The organism is Spirosoma sp., from assembly GCF_026391055.1.
GTDB lineage: Bacteria > Bacteroidota > Bacteroidia > Cytophagales > Spirosomataceae > Spirosoma.
This window is the reverse complement of record NZ_JAPLET010000010.1, coordinates 105,455-130,313: the sequence shown is the minus strand read 5'-3', so window position 1 is coordinate 130,313 and position 24,859 is coordinate 105,455. Positions and strand designations below refer to the sequence as shown.

The 24,859-nt window shown below is 49.9% G+C and carries 35 protein-coding genes and 1 riboswitch; of the genes, 6 read left to right on the top strand and 29 right to left on the bottom strand.

The window, feature by feature from the left end; all coding sequences use genetic code 11:
• Positions 1 to 98: 98 nt before the first annotated feature.
• The 27 genes from rpsD to rplC all read right to left on the bottom strand — a co-directional run bounded on the left by rpsD (position 99) and on the right by rplC (position 13,971).
• Positions 99 to 704 (bottom strand): 30S ribosomal protein S4, encoded by a 606-nt coding sequence (gene rpsD / locus NT073_RS02920; protein WP_297368497.1) that lies wholly within the window; start codon positions 702 to 704, stop codon positions 99 to 101.
• A gap of 77 nt (positions 705 to 781) precedes the next feature.
• Positions 782 to 1,177 (bottom strand): 30S ribosomal protein S11, encoded by a 396-nt coding sequence (gene rpsK / locus NT073_RS02915; protein ID WP_012930219.1) that lies wholly within the window; start codon positions 1,175 to 1,177, stop codon positions 782 to 784.
• A gap of 104 nt (positions 1,178 to 1,281) precedes the next feature.
• Positions 1,282 to 1,659 carry a 30S ribosomal protein S13 gene (rpsM, locus tag NT073_RS02910; protein WP_012930220.1) on the bottom strand — a complete coding sequence of 126 codons (378 nt, stop codon included), beginning with the start codon at positions 1,657 to 1,659 and terminating at the stop codon, positions 1,282 to 1,284.
• Between the two features lie 2 nt (positions 1,660 to 1,661).
• The gene (gene ykgO, locus NT073_RS02905) at positions 1,662 to 1,778 is read right to left on the bottom strand and encodes a type B 50S ribosomal protein L36 (protein ID WP_009284800.1); all 117 of its coding nucleotides are present in this window, start codon (positions 1,776 to 1,778) and stop codon (positions 1,662 to 1,664) included.
• Between the two features lie 89 nt (positions 1,779 to 1,867).
• Entirely contained in the window at positions 1,868 to 2,086 is a 219-nt protein-coding gene (infA, locus tag NT073_RS02900; RefSeq protein ID WP_009284801.1) for a translation initiation factor IF-1, read from the bottom strand.
• 7 nt (positions 2,087 to 2,093) lie between these two features.
• Complete coding sequence (gene map, locus NT073_RS02895) at positions 2,094 to 2,906, bottom strand: type I methionyl aminopeptidase (RefSeq protein ID WP_297369138.1); 813 nt, start codon at positions 2,904 to 2,906, stop codon at positions 2,094 to 2,096.
• 32 nt (positions 2,907 to 2,938) lie between these two features.
• Positions 2,939 to 4,258: a preprotein translocase subunit SecY gene (secY, locus tag NT073_RS02890; protein WP_297368484.1), complete on the bottom strand. Its 1,320-nt coding sequence runs from the start codon at positions 4,256 to 4,258 to the stop codon at positions 2,939 to 2,941.
• A 32-nt stretch (positions 4,259 to 4,290) separates the two neighbouring features.
• Entirely contained in the window at positions 4,291 to 4,767 is a 477-nt protein-coding gene (gene rplO / locus NT073_RS02885) for a 50S ribosomal protein L15 (protein ID WP_297368481.1), read from the bottom strand.
• A 180-nt stretch (positions 4,768 to 4,947) separates the two neighbouring features.
• On the bottom strand, positions 4,948 to 5,127 hold the full coding sequence (gene rpmD, locus NT073_RS02880) for a 50S ribosomal protein L30 (RefSeq protein ID WP_012930224.1): 180 nt from the start codon (positions 5,125 to 5,127) through the stop codon (positions 4,948 to 4,950).
• 18 nt (positions 5,128 to 5,145) lie between these two features.
• Entirely contained in the window at positions 5,146 to 5,664 is a 519-nt protein-coding gene (rpsE, locus tag NT073_RS02875; protein WP_012930225.1) for a 30S ribosomal protein S5, read from the bottom strand.
• 3 nt (positions 5,665 to 5,667) lie between these two features.
• Positions 5,668 to 6,021, bottom strand: coding sequence for a 50S ribosomal protein L18 (rplR, locus tag NT073_RS02870; protein ID WP_297368476.1), 354 nt, complete (start codon positions 6,019 to 6,021; stop codon positions 5,668 to 5,670).
• 105 nt (positions 6,022 to 6,126) lie between these two features.
• Positions 6,127 to 6,684: a 50S ribosomal protein L6 gene (gene rplF / locus NT073_RS02865; RefSeq protein ID WP_297368473.1), complete on the bottom strand. Its 558-nt coding sequence runs from the start codon at positions 6,682 to 6,684 to the stop codon at positions 6,127 to 6,129.
• A gap of 12 nt (positions 6,685 to 6,696) precedes the next feature.
• Complete coding sequence (rpsH, locus tag NT073_RS02860) at positions 6,697 to 7,095, bottom strand: 30S ribosomal protein S8 (RefSeq protein WP_046577835.1); 399 nt, start codon at positions 7,093 to 7,095, stop codon at positions 6,697 to 6,699.
• 90 nt (positions 7,096 to 7,185) lie between these two features.
• Entirely contained in the window at positions 7,186 to 7,455 is a 270-nt protein-coding gene (gene rpsN, locus NT073_RS02855; RefSeq protein ID WP_012930229.1) for a 30S ribosomal protein S14, read from the bottom strand.
• 23 nt (positions 7,456 to 7,478) lie between these two features.
• Entirely contained in the window at positions 7,479 to 8,033 is a 555-nt protein-coding gene (gene rplE / locus NT073_RS02850) for a 50S ribosomal protein L5 (protein ID WP_012930230.1), read from the bottom strand.
• A gap of 15 nt (positions 8,034 to 8,048) precedes the next feature.
• Positions 8,049 to 8,405: a 50S ribosomal protein L24 gene (gene rplX / locus NT073_RS02845; protein ID WP_297368466.1), complete on the bottom strand. Its 357-nt coding sequence runs from the start codon at positions 8,403 to 8,405 to the stop codon at positions 8,049 to 8,051.
• Between the two features lie 3 nt (positions 8,406 to 8,408).
• On the bottom strand, positions 8,409 to 8,777 hold the full coding sequence (gene rplN, locus NT073_RS02840; RefSeq protein ID WP_018618706.1) for a 50S ribosomal protein L14: 369 nt from the start codon (positions 8,775 to 8,777) through the stop codon (positions 8,409 to 8,411).
• 3 nt (positions 8,778 to 8,780) lie between these two features.
• A complete protein-coding gene (gene rpsQ / locus NT073_RS02835) occupies positions 8,781 to 9,143 on the bottom strand; it encodes a 30S ribosomal protein S17 (RefSeq protein ID WP_297368461.1) in 363 nt (120 codons plus the stop codon).
• A gap of 12 nt (positions 9,144 to 9,155) precedes the next feature.
• Complete coding sequence (gene rpmC / locus NT073_RS02830) at positions 9,156 to 9,350, bottom strand: 50S ribosomal protein L29 (RefSeq protein ID WP_012930234.1); 195 nt, start codon at positions 9,348 to 9,350, stop codon at positions 9,156 to 9,158.
• Between the two features lie 21 nt (positions 9,351 to 9,371).
• A complete protein-coding gene (rplP, locus tag NT073_RS02825) occupies positions 9,372 to 9,803 on the bottom strand; it encodes a 50S ribosomal protein L16 (RefSeq protein ID WP_012930235.1) in 432 nt (143 codons plus the stop codon).
• A 90-nt stretch (positions 9,804 to 9,893) separates the two neighbouring features.
• Positions 9,894 to 10,802, bottom strand: coding sequence for a 30S ribosomal protein S3 (gene rpsC / locus NT073_RS02820; RefSeq protein WP_012930236.1), 909 nt, complete (start codon positions 10,800 to 10,802; stop codon positions 9,894 to 9,896).
• Between the two features lie 6 nt (positions 10,803 to 10,808).
• Positions 10,809 to 11,201: a 50S ribosomal protein L22 gene (rplV, locus tag NT073_RS02815; protein ID WP_012930237.1), complete on the bottom strand. Its 393-nt coding sequence runs from the start codon at positions 11,199 to 11,201 to the stop codon at positions 10,809 to 10,811.
• Positions 11,202 to 11,283: 82 nt separating this feature from the next.
• Positions 11,284 to 11,562, bottom strand: a complete 279-nt coding sequence (rpsS, locus tag NT073_RS02810; protein WP_012930238.1) for a 30S ribosomal protein S19 — start codon at positions 11,560 to 11,562, stop codon at positions 11,284 to 11,286.
• A 9-nt stretch (positions 11,563 to 11,571) separates the two neighbouring features.
• On the bottom strand, positions 11,572 to 12,396 hold the full coding sequence (gene rplB / locus NT073_RS02805) for a 50S ribosomal protein L2 (RefSeq protein WP_297368447.1): 825 nt from the start codon (positions 12,394 to 12,396) through the stop codon (positions 11,572 to 11,574).
• A gap of 30 nt (positions 12,397 to 12,426) precedes the next feature.
• Positions 12,427 to 12,714, bottom strand: coding sequence for a 50S ribosomal protein L23 (gene rplW, locus NT073_RS02800; RefSeq protein WP_012930240.1), 288 nt, complete (start codon positions 12,712 to 12,714; stop codon positions 12,427 to 12,429).
• Between the two features lie 3 nt (positions 12,715 to 12,717).
• Positions 12,718 to 13,347, bottom strand: coding sequence for a 50S ribosomal protein L4 (rplD, locus tag NT073_RS02795; protein ID WP_297368443.1), 630 nt, complete (start codon positions 13,345 to 13,347; stop codon positions 12,718 to 12,720).
• Between the two features lie 3 nt (positions 13,348 to 13,350).
• Complete coding sequence (rplC, locus tag NT073_RS02790; RefSeq protein ID WP_097129765.1) at positions 13,351 to 13,971, bottom strand: 50S ribosomal protein L3; 621 nt, start codon at positions 13,969 to 13,971, stop codon at positions 13,351 to 13,353.
• 580 nt (positions 13,972 to 14,551) lie between these two features.
• Here rplC and NT073_RS02785 point away from each other — a divergent pair.
• Positions 14,552 to 15,496 carry a sugar phosphate isomerase/epimerase family protein gene (locus NT073_RS02785; protein ID WP_297368430.1) on the top strand — a complete coding sequence of 315 codons (945 nt, stop codon included), beginning with the start codon at positions 14,552 to 14,554 and terminating at the stop codon, positions 15,494 to 15,496.
• Here the strand turns inward: NT073_RS02785 and NT073_RS02780 are convergent.
• Entirely contained in the window at positions 15,493 to 16,266 is a 774-nt protein-coding gene (locus tag NT073_RS02780) for an SDR family oxidoreductase (protein WP_297368422.1), read from the bottom strand. The two genes, NT073_RS02785 and NT073_RS02780, sit on opposite strands and share 4 nt — an antisense overlap.
• A 49-nt stretch (positions 16,267 to 16,315) precedes the next feature.
• On the opposite strand from NT073_RS02780, the gene NT073_RS02775 reads away from it, so the two are divergent.
• The 5 genes from NT073_RS02775 to NT073_RS02755 all read left to right on the top strand — a co-directional run bounded on the left by NT073_RS02775 (position 16,316) and on the right by NT073_RS02755 (position 23,229).
• On the top strand, positions 16,316 to 17,659 hold the full coding sequence (locus NT073_RS02775) for a pitrilysin family protein (RefSeq protein ID WP_297368419.1): 1,344 nt from the start codon (positions 16,316 to 16,318) through the stop codon (positions 17,657 to 17,659).
• Positions 17,660 to 17,748: 89 nt separating this feature from the next.
• Positions 17,749 to 19,125 (top strand): pitrilysin family protein, encoded by a 1,377-nt coding sequence (locus NT073_RS02770; protein ID WP_297368417.1) that lies wholly within the window; start codon positions 17,749 to 17,751, stop codon positions 19,123 to 19,125.
• Between the two features lie 89 nt (positions 19,126 to 19,214).
• Positions 19,215 to 19,425: riboswitch (cobalamin riboswitch) on the top strand.
• Positions 19,426 to 19,511: 86 nt separating this feature from the next.
• Complete coding sequence (locus NT073_RS02765; protein ID WP_366107214.1) at positions 19,512 to 21,446, top strand: TonB-dependent receptor plug domain-containing protein; 1,935 nt, start codon at positions 19,512 to 19,514, stop codon at positions 21,444 to 21,446.
• Complete coding sequence (locus tag NT073_RS02760) at positions 21,443 to 22,498, top strand: DUF5074 domain-containing protein (protein WP_297368414.1); 1,056 nt, start codon at positions 21,443 to 21,445, stop codon at positions 22,496 to 22,498. Before NT073_RS02765 ends, NT073_RS02760 begins: the two co-directional genes overlap by 4 nt.
• Positions 22,495 to 23,229, top strand: a complete 735-nt coding sequence (locus NT073_RS02755; RefSeq protein WP_297368411.1) for a diphthine--ammonia ligase — start codon at positions 22,495 to 22,497, stop codon at positions 23,227 to 23,229. The genes NT073_RS02760 and NT073_RS02755 overlap by 4 nt, the downstream gene beginning before the upstream one ends.
• A 40-nt stretch (positions 23,230 to 23,269) precedes the next feature.
• On the opposite strand, the gene NT073_RS02750 is transcribed toward NT073_RS02755, so the two are convergent.
• Positions 23,270 to 24,796, bottom strand: coding sequence for a VCBS repeat-containing protein (locus NT073_RS02750; protein ID WP_297368408.1), 1,527 nt, complete (start codon positions 24,794 to 24,796; stop codon positions 23,270 to 23,272).
• Positions 24,797 to 24,859 lie beyond the last annotated feature (63 nt).

Genomic DNA, 24,859 nt, shown 5'->3' with positions numbered 1-24,859 from the left:
GGGTTAATGACTAGCCTTCAACTGAAAACCAATCCCCCTTAACCGTAAACTATATAAAGGCGGCAGACGCCGGAAAAGGCATCTGCCAACCCAATGAATTACTTCGAATACAATTCGACGATGGCTTGCTCGTTGAAGTTCTCAGGAATTTGATCACGCTCAGGGTAGCTGATAAATTTACCAACAAGTTGCTGACCATCCCACTCAACCCAGTTGTACCGCTTAGTATTCCGAGCCGACAAGCTTGTCGATACGGCTTCCAGCGACTTCGATTTTTCGCGAACGCCGATCAGTTGACCTGGCTTCAGCGAATACGAAGGAATGTTAACAACTTCGCCATCAACGATGATGTGCTTGTGAGATACTAACTGACGAGCAGCCCGACGAGAAGATGCGATACCCATGCGATAAACAGTGTTATCTAAACGGGCTTCGCACAATTTGAGGAGGTTTTCACCCGTGATTCCCTCGCGAACTTGTGCACGATGAAACAGCGCACGGAACTGACGCTCCAGGATACCGTATGTGTATTTTACCTTCTGCTTTTCCAGAAGTTGGAGTGCATATTCGGATTGTTTCCGCTTGCGGCCCCGACCGTGCATACCCGGTCCGTAATTTTTTTTCTGAAGCGCTTTGCTCGGGCCCATAATTGGCTCTCCGAACTTGCGCGAAATTTTGGCTTTAGGCCCAGTGTAACGTGCCATTCTTCAATGAATGAATAATTGTGAAACATTGGACAGACACAACTTAATGTCACCTGCCCCTATTCATGCCATCCGTATTATACGCGACGACGTTTTGGCGGCCGGCATCCATTGTGCGGCAGCGGGGTAATATCACGAATCGTGGTTACTTCGATCCCTGAGTTCTGAATGGTACGGATAGCCGATTCACGACCTGATCCTGGACCTTTTACGAATACTTCTGCTTTGCGCATTCCCAGATCGTGGGCAACGGCAGCACAGTTAGAAGCGGCTGTTTGAGCAGCGTACGGCGTATTTTTCTTAGAGCCACGGAAGCCCATCTTACCGGCCGATGCCCAGGAAATAACCTGGCCGTTCATGTTGGTGATCGAAATGATGATGTTGTTGAACGTGGCCCGGATATGTACCTGACCAACGGGTTCAACAATTACCACCCGCTTTTTCGCTTTGTCTTTGCGTTTTGCTTGAGCCATTGTTTGTAGGTAATCGTCAATGTGTCATCGGTATCATTACTTGCCAGCTTAGTCGAAAACTAACCAGCCACAAATGGTCCGTATGACGATGAGCGACCGATTAATTATTTCGTTACTTTCTTCTTGTTAGCAACAGTCTTCCGCTTACCTTTCCGGGTACGGGAGTTGTTTTTGGTATGCTGACCACGAACCGGCAGACCTTTACGGTGCCGCAGACCCCGGTAGCAACCGATGTCCATTAACCGTTTGATGCTCAACTGCACTTCTGAGCGCAATTGACCTTCAACTTTGTATTCGTTCGAGATGGCGTTACGAACGGCACTCGCTTCTTCATCAGACCATTCGCTGGCTTTCTTATCAACACTGATTCCAGCGTCGGTCAGAATTTTTTTCGCCCGACTACGGCCGATACCGAAAATGTATGTGAGCGCAATCTCGCCACGCTTCTTGTCTGGAATATCAACACCTGCAATACGTGCCATGCTTAGCCTTGTCTTTGTTTATAACGGGGATTCTTTTTGTTGATCACGTACAGCTTTCCTTTCCGACGGATCACGATGCAGTCTTCGCTGCGCTTCTTGATTGACGCTTTAACTTTCATCTGTTTGGAGTTAAGAGCAAAGAGTGAAAGAAGAAGAGTAATTGGTTGCTATGAAAGCTAGCTTTTACTCTTCATTCAACATTCTTCACTTACTTGTATCGGTACACAATTCGCGCCTTACTCAAATCATAAGGCGACATTTCTAATTTCACGCGATCTCCTGGTAAAATTTTGATGTAGTTCATCCGCATTTTACCGGAGATGTGAGCAATTACTTCATGCTTGTTGGCCAATTCGACCCGAAACATTGCATTTGATAATGCCTCCAAAATCACACCGTCCTGTTCTATAGAATTCTGCTTTGCCATATTCGCTTTAAGCCGCCATCAGTTCTTGTGTGTCGACCATCAGACTTGTGTTTGCGGTGACTGCTTCTATGTATTCAAAAGTTGTCAGAATCTCAGCTTTCCCTTTCCGTACGGCCACTGTATGTTCAAAGTGGGCGGATGGCTTTCGGTCAATTGTCCGAATCGTCCAGCCATCCCGTTCCTGAACAACCCCTTTCTTACCGAAGTTGATCATCGGCTCAATCGCCAAAATCATGCCTTCTTTCAGTTTGGGGCCCTGTCCGCGTTTACCATAATTTGGTACTTCCGGGGCTTCATGCAGATTCTCACCTACACCGTGGCCTACCAATTCCCGAACTACTGAGTACCCGAAATTTTCTGCATACGTCTGAATCCCGTAGCCAATGTCGCCAACCCGGTTTCCATCTATCGCCTTTTCAATGCCGACATACAAGGACTCCTTTGTGCGGGTTAGTAACCGGCGTACCGCCGGATTTACATTACCTACTGGATACGTATAGGCACTATCACTATGATAGCCGTTCAGTTTTACACCACAGTCAATCGAAATTATATCACCGTCTTTAAGTTCGTAGCGACTTGGAAAACCATGTACGACTACGTCATTGACCGAAATACAGAGTGAAGCTGGAAACTTGTTATATCCAAGAAACGAAGGAGACCCTCCATTATCTTTAATAAACGTTTCGGCAACCTTATCAAGTTCCTTGGTGGCTATACCGGGTCGGATAAGTTTTGCTACTTCCGCATGGGCCTTCCCCAGCACCTGTGCACTAATTTTAATCAGAGCGATTTCTTCATCGCTTCTAAGAAAAATCATTTTATCCTTCTTATCGGAACTACTCATAATTATTAGGCGGCTACTGTCTCGCTATTGGCACGTCCCTGTACGCGACCTGATTTCATCAGACCTTCATACCGGCGCATCAATAGATAGCTTTCTACTTGCTGCAATGTATCAAGAACCACACCTACCATGATCAGCAAAGATGTTCCGCCAAAGAATTGCGCAAATCCGCTGGTCATGCCCAATAAATTGGCAATAGCTGGCAGGATAGCAACGATGGCGAGCATAACGGCACCTGGTAAGGTGATTCGATCCAATACAGTACCAATGTACTCTGAAGTCTGAATGCCAGGCTTAACACCAGGAATGAAACCACCACTACGTTTCATATCATCGGCAATCTGAACGGGGTTAACCGAGATAGCGGTATAGAAAAACGTAAAGATGATAATCAGCAGTGAGAACAGCAGGTTGTACTGCCAGGTCGTATAGCTTTGAAACGCGTTTTGAACACTAGCAGCGAAATCGCTTTTTTCAGCAAACAGACCGGCAACATAAGTCGGAATAAACATCAGTGCCTGAGCAAAGATGATAGGCATAACACCGGCGGCATTTAATTTTAATGGTAAATACTGCCGTTGACCACCTACAACTTTATTTCCAATTACTTGCTTAGCGTATTGGATAGGGATGCGTCGAACTGCTTGTGTCAGGACAACAGCACCCATAATAACGAAGAACAAACCAACTAATTCAAGAACGAAAATCAGCGAACCACCGGTACCACGCGATAACGCTTCACCGTAAATAGCACCTGGCAGCCGCGACACGATCCCGATCATAATGATCATTGAGATACCATTGCCAATACCTTTGTCGGTGATCCGCTCGCCCAACCACATACAGAATATGGTACCAGCGGTTAGAATGAACAATGAAGAGATGGTAAATAAGCCACGGTCAATCAACAGTGCTTCGGCTGGTATAGTCGTACGAACATAAGTAATTGCCTGTACAGCCGTTACCCCAATCGTGAGCACACGCGTGATTTGATTTAATCGCTTACGTCCTGATTCGCCTTCCTTCTGCATTTTCTGGAAGTAAGGCAACGCCAGCGTTAACAATTGAATAGCAATCGAAGCCGAGATATACGGCATGATCCCCAATGCAAAAATTGACGCTTTGCTGAACGCACCACCTAAAAAGGTATCCAACAAACCAAGTAATCCCTGCGGATTAAGATTAAGTCTGTTGGGATCAACACCAGGTAGTACAATAGCCGAGCCAAGACGAAACGCCGTTATGAACAACAACGTGTTCAGGATTCGACCCCGCAACTCGTCAATTGCAAAAATATTTTTAAACGTGGTGATGAGTCGATTCATAGAAGTAGGTCGGACGTTACAGTGATCACAACTTAATTAGCTGCTTCCTCTTTCGCTTGCTTAACGGGAACAACTGCTTTGCCTCCCGCCTTTTCAATCGCTTCTTTTGCGCTGCTAGAGAACGCATGGGCGTGAACTTCGACGGCTACTGTCAATTCACCCCGGTTTAATACTTTCACGAGGTCTTTCTTACTAACCAGACCATGCTGGAGCAGAAAGTCCATGTCAACTACAGTAGCTTTGGTTTCTTCAACCAGTGCCTGGATTGAATCCAGATTAAGAGGCTTGTACTCGACGCGGTTAATGTTCTTGAAGCCGAATTTAGGAACACGACGCTGAAGCGGCATCTGGCCACCCTCGAAGTGCACTTTACGACTGTACCCTGAGCGCGACTGCGCTCCTTTGTGACCACGCGTGGATGTTCCACCCATGCCTGATCCTTGCCCGCGTCCGACTCGCTTGCGCTCTCTGACGGAACCTTTTGCCGGTCTAAGGTTGCTTAAATTCATGTGATTTGCTGGGCTAAAGAAGGTGAATTAGGTCTAAAACGTTTCATATTAAAGATACGTCTCTTTACTGACTTGCCACTCGCGCCCGTATTTAGATGTAAAAAGATGATTCTTTTGGCCTTTCAACATGCTCGACCGGTGGTCAAGACAGCCTGAAAACCAAAAGAATCGCAAAGATACTTAAATTTCTTCAACCTTTACTAAGTGCTGCACCTTATTGATAGCACCTTTCAATGCGTCGTTGTATTCCAGTTCGACACTCCGGTTGATTTTGCCCAAACCTAACGACTTGATTGCGTTTTTCTGAGTTAGCGGTCGTTTGATGGTGCTGCTGACCTGCGTGATGCGTACTCGTGCCATGTCTCTTGCTCCTGTTTATTAACCGTTAAATACTTTAGCCAAGCTGATCTGACGCTGGAATGCTACCTGGTGAGGTAAACGCATTTTCAGCAGTGCATCAAGCGTCGCTTTTACCACGTTGTGTGGATTTGACGAACCTTTCGATTTAGCCAGGATGTCGTGGATACCAGCTGATTCGAGAACAGCCCGCATAGCACCACCAGCAATCACACCTGTACCAGGAGCCGCTGGTTTCAGCAGGACAAAGCCACCGCTGAATTTACCTTCCATTTCGTGAGGAACTGTACGCTTCAAAAGAGGAATCTGAACCAGATTCTTTTTCGCGTCTTCCACGCCTTTAGCAATGGCGTCTGTTACTTCATTGGCCTTGCCTAATCCGTAACCAACGACACCGTTACCGTCGCCAACCACGACAATAGCCGAGAAGCTGAACCGTCGGCCACCTTTTACCACCTTCGCTACGCGGTTGATGGCTACAACCTTTTCTTTCAGGTCGGCTTCGTTAAATTTTGTCGGTCTTGCTGAATTGATGTTCATCGCTTAGAACTTAAGGCCTCCCTCGCGGGCTGCATCGGCCAATGCTTTTACTTTACCGTGATATAAGTAGCCGTTACGGTCGAACACAGCCGCGCTGATGTTCTGTGCAACTGCTTTTTCAGCCAACCGCTGGCCTACTTTTTTCGCCGTTTCGATGGTGTTACCATCAGCTTCGCTCTTCAATTCAATCGATGAAGCAGCTGCAAGCGTGCGGCCGGCAAGATCGTCGATGAGTTGTGCGTAGATCGCTTTATTAGAGCGGAAAACGGACAGGCGGGGGCGTTCTGCCGTACCCGATACTTTCGCCCGGATACCAAACTTGATCCGCTGTCTTCTTTCTTGTTTATTCGTTGCCATGTTATTTGATTCCGACCAAATAGGCGTTTAAAATGTGTTTGGTATTTTGTTTTCGGTTCGTGTCGGCCTGAACCAAGCACAAACCGAAAACTAAAGACCAACCTATTATTTCTTAGACGAAGATTTACCAGCTTTCCGGCGAACTTGCTCACCAATGAAGCGGATACCTTTGCCTTTGTACGGTTCAACTTTACGGAGCGAACGGATCTTAGCCGCTACATCGCCAAGAAGTTGCTTGTCCGAACCTTCCAGATATACTTTTGGGTTCTGACCTTTCTCCGTTACGGCTGTTACTTTAATCTCGCTTGGAACGGCCAGATACACATTGTGTGAGTAGCCAAGCTGCAATTCGAGAATGTTGTTCGCAACAGATGCTTTATAACCAACCCCGATAACTTCGAGGTTCAGTTTAAAACCTTCGCTCACACCCACCACCATGTTGCTTACCAGCGAACGGTATAGACCGTGCAGGGCTTTATGGCGTTTTTGTTCTGTGGGGCGTGATACTTGAATCTGACCTTCTTCGATGGCTACCGAAATGTCCGGATCGACCAATTGAGTTAAGGTTCCTTTGGGCCCTTTTACCGTAACGACGTTCTGGTCGTCAACAGACAACGTTACGTTGCTGGGTAGGGCGATGGGTTTCTTGCCTATACGTGACATCGTTCGTTCGGATTAATATACGTAACACAATACTTCTCCGCCGACGTTCAGCGTCTTGGCTTCTTTATCCGTCATTACACCTTTCGAGGTAGAAATGATAGCGACACCCAAGCCATTCAGGATACGCGGCAGATTGTCGGCACCCCGATACTGGCGCAGACCTGGACGACTAATGCGTTGCAGATCAACGATAGCAGGCTGCTTCGTAGTGGGGTTGTACTTGAGCGCTATTTTGATAGAGCCCTGTGGCGTACTGTCGTCGAACTTATAGTTCTGGATGTACCCTTTTTCGTACAAAACCTTGGTAATTTCTTTTTTTATGTTGGAAGCAGGTATCTCCACAACCCGGTGCTTAGCCCGGATGGCGTTTCTAACGCGGGTCAGAAAATCTGCTATTGGGTCTGTATTCATTCGTTGCGTTGCGTTACTTGCAAACCCCTGTTTTTTAGAAAGTTCGCAAAATTACGGAAACTGAATTACAAATAGAAATGGAATCTGGAATTACCAGCTTGCTTTAGTTACACCCGGAATCTTCCCTGCTGATGCCATTTCCCGGAATGTTACCCGTGAAATACCAAACTTACGCATGTAGCCCCGAGGACGACCTGTTAGTTTGCAACGGTTGTGCAAACGGACAGGAGACGAATTCTTAGGCAGTTTGTCCAGGCCGATGTAATCACCGGCGGCTTTTAAAGCGGCCCGCTTGGTAGCATACTTCGCTACCATGGCTTCGCGTTTCCGTTCCCGTGCTTTTATTGATTCTTTTGCCATTATCTTAACCTTTAAATCGGTTGTTATTTACCACTTTTAGCAAACGGCATACCCATCGCTTTCAGCAATTCGTAACTCTCATTATCGGTGTCGGCAGTCGTCACAAATGTGATGTCCATTCCCGAAATGCGGGCTACTTTATCAATGCTGATCTCAGGGAAGATAATCTGCTCCTGCACCCCAAAGGTGTAGTTGCCACGGCCATCAAACCCTTTATCGCTAATGCCTTTGAAGTCACGAACACGGGGCAGCGACACTGTCGTTAACCGGTCCATGAATTCATACATCTTCACACCACGCAGCGTAACTTTCGCACCAATGGGCATTTTCTCCCGCAGTTTGAAGTTCGAGACAGCCTTCTTCGACAGCGTCGGAACGGCTTTCTGCCCTGTGATGGTCGTTAATTCTTCGACGCCTACGTCCACCAATTTTTTATCGGCGACAGCGGCTCCAATACCTTTGTTGATGACAATTTTGCTCAGACGGGGCACTTGCATGACCGACTTATACTGAAATTTGTCCTTCAACTGAGGTACGACTTCGCTTAAGTATTTTTCTTTAAGTCTTGGCGTTGCCATTCTCTTAAACCTTTATTATTTACGGACGTCGGGGATGAAATTGCCGGTCTTTTTCGAGAACCGTTGCAGTTTACCCTTATCATTCAACTTACGACCCGTGCGGGTAGGTTCGCCGGTGGCAGGATCAACCAGTTTCAGATTACTGATGTGGATAGAACCTTCCGTTTTTACCAGACTTCCCTGCGGGTTAGAAGCCGTTGGCTTCATGTGCTTGGTAATCATAGCGACGCCCTCAACCCGAGCACGATCTTTCTCTACGATTACTTCTGTCACTACACCGCGCTGACCTTTCGAGTTACCACCAATAACGACGACAGTATCGCCCGTCTTAATGTGGAATTTGTGTTTCGGTAGCGTTATTTTCTTCTCCATTGCTTACAATACCTCCGGGGCTAACGATACGATTTTCATAAACTGCTTCTCGCGCAATTCGCGGGCCACAGGTCCAAAAATACGGGTGCCACGTGGCTCGTCGTTGTTGTTGAGCAATACGGCGGCATTATCTTCAAAGCGGATATACGATCCATCTTTCCGACGCACTTCCTTCTTGGTCCGAACAACTACGGCTTTAGAAACCGTACCTTTCTTCATACTGCTGGATGACAGGGCTTGCTTCACCGTCACGACAATCTTGTCACCGACTGATGCATACCGCTTACCCGTACCGCCCAGGACGCGGATAACCAGCACCTCTTTAGCGCCACTGTTATCGGCTACTCCTAATCTTGATTCTTGCTGTACCATGGCTTACTTCGCTTTTTCGATGATTTCGACTAAACGCCAACGCTTGTTCTTACTCATTGGGCGGGTTTCCATAACACGTACCGTGTCACCAATACCACACTCATTTTTCTCGTCATGAACCGTCAGTTTTTTCGTCTTGTTCATGAACTTGCCATACATCGGGTGTTTCACCTTGCGATCAATCGCTACAGTGATGGTCTTCTGCATTTTATTGCTGGTCACCCGTCCGATACGCTCTTTCCGAGCGTTGCGCTCCGAAGCCGTTTCCGTTGCGCTCGTTGCTGAAGCGGCTGCGGCTGGCTGTTCTGTTGCTGCTGCCACCGGGGTTACTTCCTCCTGTGGTGCTGGTGCTTGTTGCTCTTCCATCGTCGTGTCTTATTAGGCTTGCCGCGATTTAACCGTCAGTTCTGTGTTCAGGCGAGCAATCCGTTTGCGGCTCTCGCGGATGCGCATCGGGTTCTCGATTGGAGAAACCGCATGAGCGAACTTGAGTTTCAACAGTCGGTCCTGTTCTGCACCAATCTCAGTGCGGATCTCGTCGGCCGACAACCCTTTCAAATCTTCTTTTTTCATTTTGTTCGTCGCTTAGGGGTACTAGTCTTCGACTTGCTCCTGATAATCACGCCGGACAACAAACTTGGTCCGAACTGGCAATTTCTGAGCCGCCAGGCGCAGGGCTTCCATACCCGTTGCCAGATCAACGCCCGTCGTTTCGAACATAATCGTGCCGGGCTTCACTACGGCTACCCAATATTCGGGGGCACCCTTACCTTTCCCCATCCGAACTTCGGCTGGTTTCTTGGTGATTGGTTTGTCGGGGAATATGCGAATCCAAACCTGGCCTTCGCGTTTCATTGCCCGTGTTACGGAAATACGAGCGGCTTCAATCTGGCGAGCGGTAATCCGACCGGGTTCCAGTGATTTGATACCGAACGTTCCGAAGGCGATTTCATGACCGCGTGAAGCGATACCTGGAATCCTACCTTTATGTTGTTTACGGAATTTAGTTCTTTTTGGCTGTAACATAGCTCTGAAAGTTAGCGTCGATAGTGGTTAGTTGATTGTCGCTGATAGTTTGTGAACTGACGACTGTGAACTGACAACTGACGACAAAATTTATCGTCTTGGTCCGCCACCACCGCGGTTGCCACCCTGACCGCCAGCGCCACCGCGGTTGCCGCCTTGGCCGCCACCACGATTACCGCCCTGACCACCTGCACCTGCACCACCGCGGTTGCCACCCCGGTCACCACCGCGATCTCCGCCCCGGCCACGACCACCGCGGTCATTGCCATCACGGTCACCACGTGGGCCACGACGGTCGCCACGATCATTTGCCGAAGCAGTACGCTCGCCGGCTTGCGCCTGGCTCATCATGGCTGCCGGAGACAGATCACGCTTACCGTAAACTTCGCCTTTGAAAATCCACACTTTGATGCCGATTTTGCCGTATACGGTTTGGGCTTCAGAGATAGCATAATCAATATCAGCGCGCAAGGTATGCAGAGGTACACGACCTTCTTTGTATTGTTCTGAGCGGGCAATTTCTGCACCACCCAAACGACCCGATACTTTCACTTTGATACCCTGAGCACCTACCCGAATCGCTGATTGGATAGCTTGCTTCATGGCACGACGGAACGAAATACGAGCCTGTAACTGCTGAGCGATTGCTTCGCCAACCAGTTTCGCATCAATTTCAGGGCGTTTGATTTCGAAGATATTGATCTGGACATCTTTGCCCGTGATCTTTTTCAGCTCTTCCTTGATCTTGTCGACTTCGCCACCACCTTTACCGATAACAATACCCGGACGAGCCGTGTGAATTGTTAGGGTTACACGCTTCAGGGTACGCTCGATAACGACCCGCGCAATGGCGCCTTTCGGGATACGGGCTGCTACGTATTTCCGGATTTTCTCATCTTCAACAAGTTTTTCCGAAAATTCTTTGCCGCCGTACCAGCTCGACTCCCAGCCCCGAACAATACCAAGTCGCAGGCCAACTGGATTTATTTTTTGTCCCATTTCTGTTTATTGTTCGTTTTCAGGGGTAGAAACTTCAGCCTGGCTCAATACCGTATCAGCAGCGCTGTCTACCACAAGTGTAATGTGGTTTGACCGCTTCCGAATCCGGTGGCCACGGCCTTGTGGTGCTGGCCGAAGACGCTTCAGCATCGGACCGCCATCAACAAAAATCGTTTTTACGTAAAGATCGGCATCTTCGATGCGCTGATCTTCGTTCTTCTGCTGCCAGTTGGCAACGGCCGACAAAAGCACTTTCTGCAATACGTCGGCACCAGCCTGTGGCTGATATTTCAACAGGCCCAACGCCCGGCTAACGCGCTGACCACGAATGAGGTCGGCGATTAACCGCATCTTACGGGGCGACGTGGGCACATCTTTAAGTTTTGCTACTGCTTCCATGTTTTTATGGTTTGGGGTTCAGGGACCAGGACATTGGGATTAGAAAACACCCTGGGCCCTCTGCCCGAAACCCGCTGCTAGTTTATCGTTTGCCCTTGTCTTTCTTTGCGGTGTGACCCCGGAAGTTACGCGTTGGTGAAAATTCACCGAGCTTGTGACCTACCATGTTCTCCGTTACATAAACCGGGATAAACTTGTTGCCGTTATGCACAGCGAAGGTGTGGCCTACAAAATCCGGCGAAATCATCGAACGACGCGACCAGGTTTTGATGACCGATTTCTTGCCCGAATCATTCTGAGCCTGAACTTTATTGTCCAGACGGAAATCAATATATGGGCCTTTTTTGAGTGAACGTGCCATGTTTATCTGTTACTTTTTGCGTCGGCTAATAATCATGCTTTCAGATGCCTTGTTCTTGTTGCGGGTCTTCTGACCTTTGGCGAACTGGCCATTACGCGAGCGTGGGTGACCACCCGATGCCCGACCTTCACCACCACCCATTGGGTGATCGACAGGGTTCATAACTACCGCACGAACACGGGGACGACGACCTAACCAGCGACTACGACCAGCCTTACCGACGACAACGTTCATGTGGTCGGGGTTCGATACCGAACCTACCGTTGCCATGCCTGCGCTCAGAACCCGGCGTGTTTCACCCGAAGGCAAACGCAGGATAGCATATTTGTCTTCACGACCAACCAACTGGGCGTATGTGCCAGCCGAACGGGCCATTGCACCACCTTTACCCGGTGTCAATTCAATGTTGTGAACGATGGTACCGATTGGCATCAGAGCCAGTGGTAGTGCGTTACCAACATCAGGAGTTGACCCTTCGCCCGACCGGATGGTCTGGCCTACGGTGATACCCTGTGGTGCGATGATGTAGCGTTTTTCGCCGTCAGCATATTGCACCAGAGCAATGCGTGCTGTACGGTTTGGATCGTATTCTACAGTCAAAACTTCGGCAGGCTGGCCGACTTTATCGCGCTTGAAGTCAATAATACGGTATTGCCGCTTATGACCTCCTCCAATGTAGCGCATAGTGCGGTGACCTTCGTTATTACGGCCACCGGTTCTCTTAATGGGCTCCAGCAGGCTTTTTTCTGGCTTGGAGGCTGTTATTTCCGCAAAGTCGGGTGCCACGCGAAAACGTGTACTCGGCGTTATTGGTCTTAGTTTTTTAACTCCCATGACTGATTAATTGGTAGAGCAGTGCTCGGTTTACAGGTCAGCGTAGATATCAATTACTTCGCCTTCGGCAACCGTAACAATTGCTTTCTTAGTGGTTGGGGTCTTGCCCGATACAACACGTCCGTTGATGTTCTTGCTGCGTTTCTTTCCGTATACCCGGAAGGTGTTAACAGCTTCAACGTTTACGCCATACATTTTCTCGATGGCTTTGCCGATTTCGAGTTTGTTGGCTTTTAGTTCAACCTCAAAAGCATACTTCCCCTGCTTGTTAAGGCCCGTCATCTTTTCAGTGACGATTGGTCGTTTTAGTACGCTCATGGTTTATTTGTCGAACAACGTTTGAATGGTTGACAGGGCGTCTTCGCTGATAAGCAGTTGGTCGGCGTTCATCAGATCGTAGGTATTTACCTGCGAAGCTGTCGTAACTTTCGCCTTCTGTACGTTCCGGCTCGATAACACAACATTTGTGTTTACGTCGGGCAGGATCAGCAGCGTTTTCTTACCCGTTACATTCAGATCACTCAGGAACTGGATGTAATCTTTCGTGCGGGGAGCTTCCAGTGCAATGCTGTCGATAACTGAAATCTTTTCAGCTTTTGCTTTAACGGCGTAAGCCGACTGGCGAGCCAGTGCTTTCACTTTCTTATTCAGTTTGAAGCTGTAGTCGCGGGGGCGAGGTCCGAAAATTGTACCACCACCAACGAATACCGGCGACTTGGCGCTACCGGCACGGGCACCACCTGTACCTTTTTGCTTCTTCAGTTTGCGGGTTGAGTGGGCATTTTCAGCACGCTCTTTCGCTTTGTGCGTTCCCTGACGCTGATTGGCCAGGTATTGTTTCACGTCGAGGTAAATCGCGTGTTGGTTCGGCTCAATACCGAAAACCTCTTCCGGAAGCGTGACCTTTTTGCCTGTGTCCTCGCCTTTGCTGTTATATACGATTACTTCCATGACCTACTTCTCGATAATAACGTATGAATTTTTGGCTCCTGGAATTGAACCGCTAACAACGAGCAGGTTTTGCTCAGGCAGAACACGCAAAACGCGTAGGTTTTGAACCTTCACACGGTTGCCGCCCATACGGCCGGCCATCCGAAGACCTTTGAACACACGCGATGGGAACGAACAGGCACCGATCGAACCTGGGTGACGACCCCGGTTATGCTGACCGTGCGTTTGACCGCCTACACCACCGAATCCGTGACGTTTCACAACGCCTTGGAAACCACGACCTTTAGCTGTTCCGACTACGTCAACGAAGTCAGTTTCTGCAAATACGTCGGCTACCGTAAGTGTTGCACCTAAAGCAAGTTCCTGTTCGAATTCTTTGAATTCAACCAGTTTCCGTTTAGGTGTGGTGCCCGCTTTTTTGAAGTGGCCCATCTCCGGCTTGTTGCTGTGCTTTTCTTTCTTGTCGCCATAACCCAGCTGCACAGCTGTGTAGCCATCTTTCTCGACGCTACGAACTTGAGTTACGACACAGGGACCCGTCTCAATCACTGTACATGCCAGAGCCTGCCCGTCCGCATTGTACACGCTGGTCATCCCGATTTTCTTGCCAATTAAACCAGACATTTGTGTTTGTTTAAAGTAAGCAGGTAAAAAATAGGTATTCATTTCCCCGTTCGGACCTTCCGAATCGGGGCGCAAAGGTAGGCAAATAATCGGACGAATCCTATATCTGCTTAACAATCAGCCCCAAAACGACATAAAAAAAGGCCGGGCGCAAAGCACCTGACCTCAAATGACAGACAGCACGATGCAGTGCAACGTTCGTTTGCCGAAAAAGTCAGATGTGGTTTCCTTACGGACCTTCACCCTCGTATGTCGTTAGACTCGATGTTCCGAGTTTGGGAGTGCAAAAGTATGAAATAGTTAGGAGAAATAGAAAATTTATTTTAAAGAAGTTTTTTGACGCCAGCTCAGCCTCTTTTCGGCTACTTCGTCGCTTATTTATTCTTTTTCAATTTGTGTGTCGCAACTCTACAAGATCAGCGCTTTCAACTCTACAACGCTAACAAGGCTTGTACTAGCTAAGAGCACTGGTTTGCGTAGTTCGGAAGTATAAAAACTACAGATACCGTAAAACAGTAGGTTTACCCCCTTTTCTCGTTTACTATACGATTTCTACAAACGCCTGAATTCTGTTTCCTTCATGTCTCAATCTGTGACCCGCCGTCAAACACTAGCGGCTTTGACTGCCTCTGTAGGGGCCTCCCTCTCTTCAACCTCGCTAGAAGCTAAGCCTGCTCCGGCTGCCCAGTCTCCTTTTACAATTTGCCTGAACATGAGTACCATTCGGGGGCAAAAGCTTGGCTTTGTGAAAGAACTCGAAGCGGCTTCAAAAGCGGGATTTCGGTCGGTTGAAATCTGGATCGAGACGTTACAGACTTACCTGAAGAACGGCGGGACAACGGCAGAGGCTCGCCGGATTCTTGGTGATAACGGAATAAAGGTTGAAAATGCCATCGGATTCGCTCCCTGGATTATTGACGATGAAGCGGCTCGTGCTAAAGGGCTTGCTCAGCTCAAAAGTGAAATGGAAATGTTGGCCGAAGTTGGGTGCAAACGCGTAGCGACTCCACCCATCGGTGCCCAATCGCCGGGGAGCCCTAAAGTTGATCTGTATAAAGCCGCCGAACGCTACCGGGCTATTCTCGAAATAGGCGACAAAACAGGTGTTGTTCCCCAACTGGAACTGTGGGGGTTTTCGCCCAACCTGAGCCGGTTAAGTGAAGTGATGTTTGTGGCTATCGAAAGCGGCCATCCATCGGCACGCGTGCTGTTAGACATTTATCACCTCTACAAAGGTGGGTCAGGAAATACGATGCTCCCACTGGTGGGAAAATCGGTCATTGAGGTATTCCACGTGAACGACTACACTGCCAATTTCACCCGCGAGAAGATCGTTGACGCCGATCGGGTGTTTCCGGGCGATGGCGTGGCGCCGATTCGCGAGACGCTGAAGCTCATCAAGCGAACCGACCAGCCTATCGTTCTCTCCCTGGAGGTTTTCAATAAAGAGTACTACGCGCAGGACGCCCTGACGGTAACCAAAACGGCCATGACGAAAATGAAAGCTATGGTAGCGGGAGTTTAATACGCCCAGGCCATCAGGCCACCGTCGGCGGAGATGGTCTGCCCCGTTACATAGCTTGACGCGGGCATACAGAGGAACGAAACTACTGAGGCTACTTCCTGCGGTTCGCCAACCCGGTTCATGGGCGTTCGTTTCAGAATACCCGCTAATTTCTCGGGATTGGTCAGTACGGGCGTTGCCAAAGGGGTATTGATGTACCAAGGGGCAACCGAGTTCACCCGAATGCCGTCTGCTGCCCATTCAACTGCCAGGTTTCGGGTAAGCTGGATCATGGCCGCTTTGGTCATGCCGTATAAAGAACCACTGCTGGTATGCGCCAGACCTGATACCGAAGAAATCATAACGACCTTGCCGCCCGCCGAGGATTCTTTCAAAAGGGGATAAGCGGCCTGAGTCAGTTCGTAAGCTGAGCGTAGGTTTGTGTTCAGCACATGGTCATATTCCGCCGGGCTATACTCTGCGGTGGCTTTGCGTATGTTGGTGCCCGCGTTGTTGACCAGAATATCCAGACTTCCCCAGCTTGTTGTTACAGCTTCTATTACCTGAGTCGCGGTGCCAGGCTGGCTCATATCGACGGCCAGTCCGTCCACCTTGTGGCCCTTTTGCCGATAGGCTGTTAGTTGTTGCTGAAGCAGTGCATTGTCCCGCGCAACGATGAATACAGCAGCGCCGAGGTCCAGGAATTGCCGCACAATGGCTTCGCCAATTCCTTTAGTTCCGCCCGTTACGAGGGCGCGTTGGCCGTTAAGCGACCAGAGTGATTGGTTCATGAGCTAAAGGTCATTAATTTTAGCTTTTCACCAAACTAAAACTGCTCACATGGACAAACGCATGCGGCTTCTGGTCGTACTAACGCTCGTTACAGGCGTTGTGCTGGCACAGAATAAGCCTAAGCCCGAGGACGTACAAACATTCACGCTGAAGAACGGCATGAAGTTCATGGTCCTCGAAGACCACTCCATTCCCAACGCTAACTTCTATACTTTCTGGAAAGTTGGCTCCCGTAACGAAGTACACGGCATAACGGGCCTTTCCCACTTTTTTGAACACATGATGTTCAACGGGGCCAAAAAATACGGCCCTAAACAGTTCGACCGCGTGATGGAAGCCAACGGCGGATCAAACAACGCCTATACAACACAAAATACGACGGTATATACCGACTGGTTCCAAAGTGGGGCGCTTGAAACAATCTTCGATCTTGAAGCCGATCGAATTCGTGATCTGGCGATCGACCCAAAAATGGTTGAGAGTGAGCGGGGCGTTGTGCTATCGGAGCGGAGTACGGGCCTGGAAAACAGCAATTACCGGGTCATCAGCGAACTGGTTCAGGCTACCGCCTTCGTTGAACATCCCTATATGTTCCCGGTAATTGGGTTCGAGTCGGATATCAAAAAATGGACACAGGCCGATCTGGAAAAGTACTTCAAAACGTATTATTCGCCCAATAATGCGGTGGCCGTGGTAGTAGGCGATGTAACAGCCGCGCAGGTCAAGAAGCTGGCGGAGCAGTATATCGAGCCCATTCCGGCGCAGAAACTTCCCGATAGTCTGCGAACTGTTGAGCCACCGCAGAATGGCGAACGGCGTGTAACGACGTACAAAGATGTGGCGACTCCCAATATTTTGATGGCTTATCACACGCCTGCAACAAACCATCCCGATTACTATGCGCTCGATTTGCTGAGTGGTGTGCTCAGTTCGGGCAACTCGTCGCGGCTGGTGAAATCGCTGGTGCTCGACTCAACCATTGCTTCACGGGCCTTTACCAATTTTGGCGAATCGTTCGATCCAAGCCTCTTCTCGATCTACGCCATTGCGGCCAGTGGGATTTCTGCTGAACAGCTGGAGCGTTCGGTACTGAATCAGATCGACAAAGTGATTACCGAGGGCATTACCGATGTAGAACTGCAAAAGCTGAAGAATCAGAAACTGATGGAGTTTTACCGGACGATGGAGTCGATCAACGGAAAGGCGAACTCGCTGGGCACGTACGAACTGTTTTTCGGAGATTACAAAAAGCTCTACGAGGCCCCGGCTCTTTACGAAAAGGTGACCAAAGAAGATGTTCAGCGGGTGGCTAAAACGTATTTGACAAACCGTAACCGAACCGTTGGGTATCTCTTGCCAGAACCCAAAGCCAACCCGGTCAAGAACAATTAATCATGAACTTTTTAACTCAAATCTGTAAGCCGGGCGCGCAATGGCGGACTGTGCCGTTGCGGTTTCAAAAGCTTTATGGGTTTCGTACTATGAAATACATACTTACCTTATTTCTTACCCTTGCGGGAATGACGTCGTCTTGGGCGCAGACGTTTAAAGTACCGCCCTATCAAAAAGTCAAGTTAAAGAACGGGCTGACGGTCTATTTGATGGAACAGCACGAGGTGCCGCTCATCAATGTATCGGCCGTGTTCGATGCGGGGGCGGTGCAGGATGGAAGCCGGTATGGGTTGGCCAGCATGACGGCCGATGCGCTGCTGTTTGGCAGTTCAAAATATACCAAGGCACAATTGGAAGAGAAAACCGAATACGTAGGAGCCAGCGTGGATACTTATGCCGGGAAAGAAGTGGCCAAACTAAGTGCCTCGTTTGCGGTGAAAGATCAGGATTTACTCTTCGATATTATCGAGGATGTGCTCACAAAGCCAACATTCGATCAGGGTGAATTCGATAGGTACAAGCAGCGACAACTGCTCCAGTTGACTCAGCAGAAAGAAAGTCCCCGGGGTGTTGTGGGGTCATACTTCAATAAATTCGTGTTTGAAGGGCACCCGTATGCTAACCCATTGACCGGGACGCCTAACTCGGTGTCGGCAATTTCGGCGAATGATGTTCGGCAGTTTTACCAGAAAAACTTTACCACCGACCGGGCGGCTATTGCCATCGTGGGTGATTTCAACACAGCGGCTATGAAAAAACGCATCACCGACCTGTTTGGCAACTGGAAAACGGCGCCCGTCACATCACCCGCACTGACAGACCCGGTCGTTTCGTTCGACAAAAGCCGGGTATTGCTCGTCAATAAAGACGACGCCCGCGAAACAACGTTCTTGATTGGCGGTAAAGGCATCACCCAGAATAACCCTGATTTCATACCGGTTACTGTTGTTAACACCATTCTGGGCGGCCGGTTTACGTCCTGGCTGAATGATGCCCTGCGCGTAAATTCCGGCTTGACGTACGGGGCCAGCAGCCGTTTCGGGACATTCCGCAAGAGCGGCACCTTCGCCATATCAACATTTACGAAAGTCAGCACCACCACGCAGGCGATCGACATGGCGATACAGGTACTCGATAGTTTGCACCGGACGGGTATTGACGAGAAAACGCTTTCGTCGGCCAAAAACTACGTTAAAGCCGACTTCCCGCCGAGGTACGAGTCGGCCGCTGAGCTGGCTAACCTGCTGACAGATATGTTCAGCCTGGGCTTCGATGAATCGTTTATCAATAATTTTCAGAAGAACGTCGACGGACTCACGGTGGCCAAAACCCGCCAGATCATCGATCAGTATTTTCCCAAAGACAAGCTTCAGTTCGTGCTGATCGGTAAAGCGGAAACCATTCGGGACAAAGTGAAGAAATACGGAACCATCACCGAAAAAGAAATTAAAGCCGAGGGATTTTAACAGGAGCGCTCCTAACACAAAGCGGCACGGGGAACACAATGAAGAGATTTCTTTGTGTTCCCCGTGCCGCTTTGTGTAAATAACCCTACCTTTGCTGTCGAGTTTTCGGTGCCTGATGCTGTTTCAAAACAGCTTTCAAGGCTTAAAAGGGAAGTTGGTGCAACACCAGCGCTGTCCCCGCAACTGTAAGTCTTACCTAAAATCGATTCAATCTACATGGCCACTGCGCTGATTGTCAGTGTGGGAAGGTCCGAACCGATAAGACGAGCCAGGAGACCTGCCGAAGACCATCCGTTGTTCTGGCGTTCGGAGGAAACACCCCAACCGCGTGCTGTCAGTCACTTTGGTGCGCTGGCGTCTGGATGCACATTTTGTTCAGGAAGATAGTGGGAAAGAAAGCCCTTTATTGGTGGCTGCTGATGCCGTTTGTCGGTCTGTTTACGGCGTATAATGGATATGGGCAAACGGATTCGTCGGTCGTGTCTTTATCGGCGGTGACCATCCGTGCCATCGCGCCCGAACGGTTTCTGGCCGGGCAGAAACTCCAGCGGATCGACTCGGCCACGTTGCTTCAGTTCCGGTTCGGGTCACTAACCGATCTGCTGGCGTTGAACACGCCGATGGCCTTTAAAAATTACGGGCCGGGTCAGTTGGCTACGGTGGCCTTTCGGGGTACATCGGCCAGTCATACGGCGGTACTCTGGAACGGTATCAACATCAATCAGCCGAATTTGGGTCTGACAGATTTTTCGACCTTACCAATAGCGGGTTTCGACCGGCTGGCGGTGCAATACGGCTCGTCGGCGAGTGTGGTTGGCTCCGATGCCGTGGGTGGAAGCATTCTGCTGGGCAGTAGTCCCGTTTGGCAACCCGGCATCCAGGTAACGATCGGGCAACAACTGGCCAGCTTCCGGAATAACAACACCCAGGTTGGGGTTCGCTACAGCACCGGACTGGGGCAATCCTGGAAGCTATCGGGCAAGACCTTCGCGTACCGAAATCAGTTCAACAACGCCTATCCGTATACCGAGCGCCGAAACTACTTCATGGAACGTTCCACAACGGCGCAGCGGGGTCTAGTTCAGGATTTGTACTTCATACACAAGAGTGGTCGGCAATTGTCCGTCAATGCCTGGCTTACGGACAACGATCTGGTGCTGGCCCCACAGGACCCCATTGCCCGGGAACGCACCCGGACGCAGTCGGCACGATTCCTGACCACCTACGAAACCAATCACCTTACCCTGCGTCTGGGCTGGATTCACGATATACTGGACTATGGAAAGGGCGACTTCTCGTCCCCCGACCATACGGAAACAGATCGGTTCATCAGCCGGGCCGAGCGGGAATTCTCTTTAATTCCTCAAAAAGCGAATGTGTCGTTGAACCTGCGCGTTGGGGGTGAGTGGTCGCATTACCAAACCCGGACAGACGGCTACGGCGATCAGCTTATTCAGGAAGATCGGGGTGATTTGTACGCTTTACTCCGCTTGCAAACCAGCCGCTGGCTGGTATCGGCCAACATACGGCAGGCATTTGTTACGCGCTTCAATCCACCCATTACGCCGTCGCTGGGAGCTGAATACCGTCTGGTGCAACATACGAAGTTCGCGCTAACGGCTAAAGGAGCAATCAGCCGGAGTTACCGCGTTCCAACCCTGAACGAACGGTACTGGATCGAGCTGGGTGACCCAAATTTATTACCCGAAGACGGATTCAACCTCGAAGCCGGACTGGCCTCGACCGTTGTCTTAAACGAACATTTCACGCTAACATCGGACCTGACAGCCTACCGTAACCGGGTGGATAACTGGACGTACTGGAATCCAACGACCAACTACCACGTCGAGAATCTGCAACTAGTCGTGGCACGGGGGGGCGAGTTGACGATGAATCTCACGTATGCACGTAGCAGCTGGCGGGCAGGGGTTCGGGCGGGATATGCCCTGACTCGGTCGTCGCAGGAGCGGGCGTATGATACCTACTCGCAGGATGTGATCGGCAAGCAGCTGGTTTATGTACCGCTTCATACCGAAACGTTCAATGCCTATGTGCAGCGGGGGCAAACACGACTAACGGTGCAAACACAGGCCAACTCCCGGCGGTATATTACCTTCGACAATAGCCAGTTTTTCAAGGGGTCGACGCTAACCAATGTGTTGCTGGAAACGACCACCAAAATCGGTCCGGTGCCGGTTCGGCTTCAGGGACAGGTTAATAATGTATTCGATGCACTGACGTTCAGTGTAAAACGGAACGCCTTGCCGGGGCGCAACTGGGCACTCAATCTGCTTATCAATTTACCAAATAATACCCAATGAACTACCAACCAACAAAAGGAATCCTGCTTGGCTTGCTGGCTTTAACCCTCTGGAACTGTAAAACCTCCGACCCAGAGCCAACGCCCTATGAGTCAGGTGTACTTATACTGAATCAGGGCAATTTTTCGCAGAATAACGGGACGATTTCGTTTCTCCCGCGCACCGGCACTGCCGTAGCCACCAGTATCTTTCAAACCGCAAACCCGTCGATGTCGATCAGCGGTAGTTTGCAGGGATATACCGATGTAAACGGCAAAGGCCTGATTCTAGTCGATAACAGTACCGCCGGTCAGGATAAGGTTGAGATTGTGGAGTCTGCAACCTTCAAATCGCGGGCTACGCTGAAAACACCGGATATTGAAAACCCGCGTCAGGTTATTTCGGCGGGTCCGAACAAGGCATATATCAGTTGCTGGGACGTATCGGGCGATTTCAATGCAGGTACGTTTTACAAAGATCCTGGCTACATCGCCGTCGTTGATTTAAACACCAACGCGGTTGTTAAGAAAATACCAGCCGTAAAAGGTGTTGAAAAAATGGTCGTTGCCGGAACCGAAGTGTTTGTAGGCAGTGGCACCTACACCGGCAGCAAGACGTTGCTCATTATCGACCTCAATACCGATACTGAGAAACAGCGTATCGACTTCGGGTCTACGCCAGAGCCCATTGCGGTCGATGCAACCGGTAAATTGTGGATTCAGGCAGGTAACGACCTGGTACAGATTGACCCGGCAAGCCGGATTGTTGCCAAGCGAATAACGTTTGCAGCCGCGCCGGGTTCGGTTGTGATCAGTACCGACAAACGGGCATTTTATTACACATTGAGTGGTAAAACCTACCGTCTGCCCATTGAGGCCACTGCGGCTCCGGGTAGCCAGATTCTAGCGCGCTCGTTCAGTGCGTTAGGAATCGACCCGCAAACCAAACGAATTTATGGCAGTGTCATTCCGTCCTACGCACAGGCGGGCTATGTACTTCGCTATGAAGAAACCGGCGCTTTGGTCGACTCGGTTAGAGCTGAAATTGCCCCGTTTGGGTTTTATTTCCGATGAGTCGCCAGCGAGCCATCATGAACTGGAGCGGGGGCAAAGATTCGGCCCTCGCTCTGTTTCACAGCTTACGTTCCGAACGGTGGGAGATTCAAACGTTGCTAACCAGCGTCAACGAACAGTTTGGCCGGGTGAGTATGCACGGCGTCCGCAAGGAGTTGCTGGTTGCGCAGGCCGAGAAGCTGGGTATTCCATTGACGCTGTTGAGCCTTCCTGGCGATGTATCGATGGAAGAATACGACGCCCGAATGCAGACGACGCTTCAGGCGTTAGCCCAGCAGGGCAGCACCCACTCTATTTTTGGTGATATTTTTCTGGAAGACCTGAGGCAGTATCGGGAAGGTCAGTTGAAGCAGGTAAACCTTACAGGCGCGTTTCCACTCTGGCAGCGTAACACCACCGAACTGGTCCATGAGTTCGTGGATTTGGGCTTTCGGGCAGTACTCGTCTGCGTCAATGACAAGCAACTCGGTGCGGAGTTCGTCGGGCGTGAGCTGGATCTGGATTTACTGAAAGACCTTCCCAAAAACGTCGACCCTTGTGGCGAAAATGGCGAGTATCATTCATTTGTGTACGACGGCCCCATCTTCGCCAGTCCTATTGCCTTCGAAAAAGGCGACGTAATCCGCCGGACGTATGCTCCCTCGGGCGGCACCGACTGCCATTCCGATCAGACCGATAGCCGCTGGGACACGGGCTTCTGGTATCAGGATTTGGTGGTTCCGGGCGTGTAATGCCAACGCTTCGACGGTCGGCATTACACGCCCGGAACCACTACTTCCGAGTCGTGTTCTCCAGCACGACCAGCGGCAGGTAACTATTCCAGGTGGGGGTGAATTTTACTTCGTTCAGGAAGCCCATTGAGAAATTACCCAGTACAATATCAGTATCGCCGTCGTGATCCCAATCGTTGGCGTCTATGCAAATCCAGCGACCGTATGAGCTGATCGGGACGGCGTGGGGAGTAAAGACAAGGGGTTTGTTCTGTTCGAAGTAAATAAAGGTTTCGGCGGGGTTGTTCTTCAGATCGCCGAAGAAGGCGATGCTGGCAATATCGAGGTCGCCGTCTAGGTCAAAGTCTTTCGCGATGGCTTTGGTGCAGCCGTTGACAGGGTAGAACCAGGTTTGTTTGTAGCGGAAGTTACCCTGATTGGTGAAGATGTAAACGCCGTGAAAACGCTTCAGAATACGGGAGTAATCGCTGTTATCGCCACAAGTGTACAAAATATCCAGTTTGCCGTCTTTATTGAAATCAACCAGTTGGAAGCTTGTTGAGCCGTAAACGGGTGGAAAGCGCAGTACATTCTGCTCCGTAAAGCTGCCCTTCTGATCGTTCGTAAAAAGCCATATGCCTTCATCGGCATGGGCAAATAGGGCCATGAAATCGAGCCAGCCGTCGTTGTTAAAATCGCCGGGTATGACCTGCGTAGCACCCGCAACTTCTTTAATCGCTATTTTGTCGAACTGGTGATCGGGTCGTTGCTTTAGCCAGTACAAAGCACCTGCTTCGTGCCCAAAGCCACAAACGATATAATCGGTCAACCCATCTTTATTAAAATCGCCCGGTGTTGTGTCAATCGGGCGGGGGAGTTGGCTGGCCAGTACGACCGGCGTGGTCTCTTGTGTTTTATTTAGTGTCAGATCTAATATCTCGCCTTTAGGTTGGTCAACGGCCAGCATTGTGCCGATACAGGTGAGTAATGCCCGCTGCGTCCCATTCGCATCCGGCAGAAACCGGGCCTGAACAGCGGGCGATGGCAACGTCCGAACCAGCGTTGGTTTTAAGTTGACATTCCATCGATACAGTCCTGCACTGGCTTCATTACTTGTATAAATCTGATGGCTGGCCGAATCGAACGTAACCATCGTTGTGGTCGTAATCTCGCTCTTGATTTCTGCCGGTTTATGGAGCCTGAAAATGGACCAGTCGCTGACAAGCGGAATAGGGGGCGATGCCTTGATTGGTTTCTCGGGAGCGAGCGATTCGTAGTAATTCTGTAGCTTGATCCAGTCGGTCTGCTTGATCGAAGCCGATGGTGGAAAATAATAGTTGGTTTTCTGCCAAACCTCCAGCCCCAGTTTGAGCGCCATTGCCGGTAACACCCTTTTGTGCCAGGTTTCTTTATCCAGCGCATTGGGTGAAACAGGCAGGTGACAGTTGCCGCAGTATTGCTGTGCCAATCGTTCGCCTTCTGCCCTAACCGGGTCTTTGACAGTCGACGTGTCGTTCCCGGATTGACAGCCGAGACCAATCAGGATAAGTAAGCAACTGGAAAAGAGGAGTAATGAGAACGTTCGCATTTGATTAGGGAAACTTGAGCCAGCTCAACAAAAAGAGGCAGCACACAATGGACTGCCTCTTTT

Bases quoted from the DNA above. Each gene is read 5' to 3' on its own strand.
- rplD (WP_297368443.1), bottom strand. From the start codon at position 13,347: ATGGAAGTAATCGTATATAACAGCAAAGGCGAGGACACAGGCAAAAAG.
- rpsK (WP_012930219.1), bottom strand. From the start codon at position 1,177: ATGGCTCAAGCAAAACGCAAAGACAAAGCGAAAAAGCGGGTGGTAATT.
- rplP (WP_012930235.1), bottom strand. From the start codon at position 9,803: ATGTTACAGCCAAAAAGAACTAAATTCCGTAAACAACATAAAGGTAGG.
- secY (WP_297368484.1), bottom strand. From the start codon at position 4,258: ATGAATCGACTCATCACCACGTTTAAAAATATTTTTGCAATTGACGAG.
- rpsD (WP_297368497.1), bottom strand. From the start codon at position 704: ATGGCACGTTACACTGGGCCTAAAGCCAAAATTTCGCGCAAGTTCGGA.
- NT073_RS02755 (WP_297368411.1), top strand. From the start codon at position 22,495: ATGAGTCGCCAGCGAGCCATCATGAACTGGAGCGGGGGCAAAGATTCG.
- infA (WP_009284801.1), bottom strand. From the start codon at position 2,086: ATGGCAAAGCAGAATTCTATAGAACAGGACGGTGTGATTTTGGAGGCA.
- rpmD (WP_012930224.1), bottom strand. From the start codon at position 5,127: ATGGCACGAGTACGCATCACGCAGGTCAGCAGCACCATCAAACGACCG.
- rplB (WP_297368447.1), bottom strand. From the start codon at position 12,396: ATGGGAGTTAAAAAACTAAGACCAATAACGCCGAGTACACGTTTTCGC.
- rplV (WP_012930237.1), bottom strand. From the start codon at position 11,201: ATGGAAGCAGTAGCAAAACTTAAAGATGTGCCCACGTCGCCCCGTAAG.
- NT073_RS02760 (WP_297368414.1), top strand. From the start codon at position 21,443: ATGAACTACCAACCAACAAAAGGAATCCTGCTTGGCTTGCTGGCTTTA.
- rplN (WP_018618706.1), bottom strand. From the start codon at position 8,777: ATGGTACAGCAAGAATCAAGATTAGGAGTAGCCGATAACAGTGGCGCT.
- rpmC (WP_012930234.1), bottom strand. From the start codon at position 9,350: ATGAAAAAAGAAGATTTGAAAGGGTTGTCGGCCGACGAGATCCGCACT.
- NT073_RS02780 (WP_297368422.1), bottom strand. From the start codon at position 16,266: ATGAACCAATCACTCTGGTCGCTTAACGGCCAACGCGCCCTCGTAACG.
- NT073_RS02770 (WP_297368417.1), top strand. From the start codon at position 17,749: ATGAAATACATACTTACCTTATTTCTTACCCTTGCGGGAATGACGTCG.
- NT073_RS02750 (WP_297368408.1), bottom strand. From the start codon at position 24,796: ATGCGAACGTTCTCATTACTCCTCTTTTCCAGTTGCTTACTTATCCTG.
- rpsS (WP_012930238.1), bottom strand. From the start codon at position 11,562: ATGGCACGTTCACTCAAAAAAGGCCCATATATTGATTTCCGTCTGGAC.
- NT073_RS02785 (WP_297368430.1), top strand. From the start codon at position 14,552: ATGTCTCAATCTGTGACCCGCCGTCAAACACTAGCGGCTTTGACTGCC.
- map (WP_297369138.1), bottom strand. From the start codon at position 2,906: ATGATTTTTCTTAGAAGCGATGAAGAAATCGCTCTGATTAAAATTAGT.
- rpsH (WP_046577835.1), bottom strand. From the start codon at position 7,095: ATGAATACAGACCCAATAGCAGATTTTCTGACCCGCGTTAGAAACGCC.
- rplO (WP_297368481.1), bottom strand. From the start codon at position 4,767: ATGAATTTAAGCAACCTTAGACCGGCAAAAGGTTCCGTCAGAGAGCGC.
- rpsE (WP_012930225.1), bottom strand. From the start codon at position 5,664: ATGAACATCAATTCAGCAAGACCGACAAAATTTAACGAAGCCGACCTG.
- rpsQ (WP_297368461.1), bottom strand. From the start codon at position 9,143: ATGGAAGAGCAACAAGCACCAGCACCACAGGAGGAAGTAACCCCGGTG.
- rplF (WP_297368473.1), bottom strand. From the start codon at position 6,684: ATGTCACGTATAGGCAAGAAACCCATCGCCCTACCCAGCAACGTAACG.
- rplC (WP_097129765.1), bottom strand. From the start codon at position 13,971: ATGTCTGGTTTAATTGGCAAGAAAATCGGGATGACCAGCGTGTACAAT.
- rplX (WP_297368466.1), bottom strand. From the start codon at position 8,405: ATGGAGAAGAAAATAACGCTACCGAAACACAAATTCCACATTAAGACG.
- rplE (WP_012930230.1), bottom strand. From the start codon at position 8,033: ATGGCAACGCCAAGACTTAAAGAAAAATACTTAAGCGAAGTCGTACCT.
- rpsC (WP_012930236.1), bottom strand. From the start codon at position 10,802: ATGGGACAAAAAATAAATCCAGTTGGCCTGCGACTTGGTATTGTTCGG.
- rplW (WP_012930240.1), bottom strand. From the start codon at position 12,714: ATGAGCGTACTAAAACGACCAATCGTCACTGAAAAGATGACGGGCCTT.
- NT073_RS02775 (WP_297368419.1), top strand. From the start codon at position 16,316: ATGGACAAACGCATGCGGCTTCTGGTCGTACTAACGCTCGTTACAGGC.
- rplR (WP_297368476.1), bottom strand. From the start codon at position 6,021: ATGGCAACGAATAAACAAGAAAGAAGACAGCGGATCAAGTTTGGTATC.
- rpsN (WP_012930229.1), bottom strand. From the start codon at position 7,455: ATGGCAAAAGAATCAATAAAAGCACGGGAACGGAAACGCGAAGCCATG.
- rpsM (WP_012930220.1), bottom strand. From the start codon at position 1,659: ATGGCACGTATTGCAGGTGTTGATATTCCAGACAAGAAGCGTGGCGAG.
- ykgO (WP_009284800.1), bottom strand. From the start codon at position 1,778: ATGAAAGTTAAAGCGTCAATCAAGAAGCGCAGCGAAGACTGCATCGTG.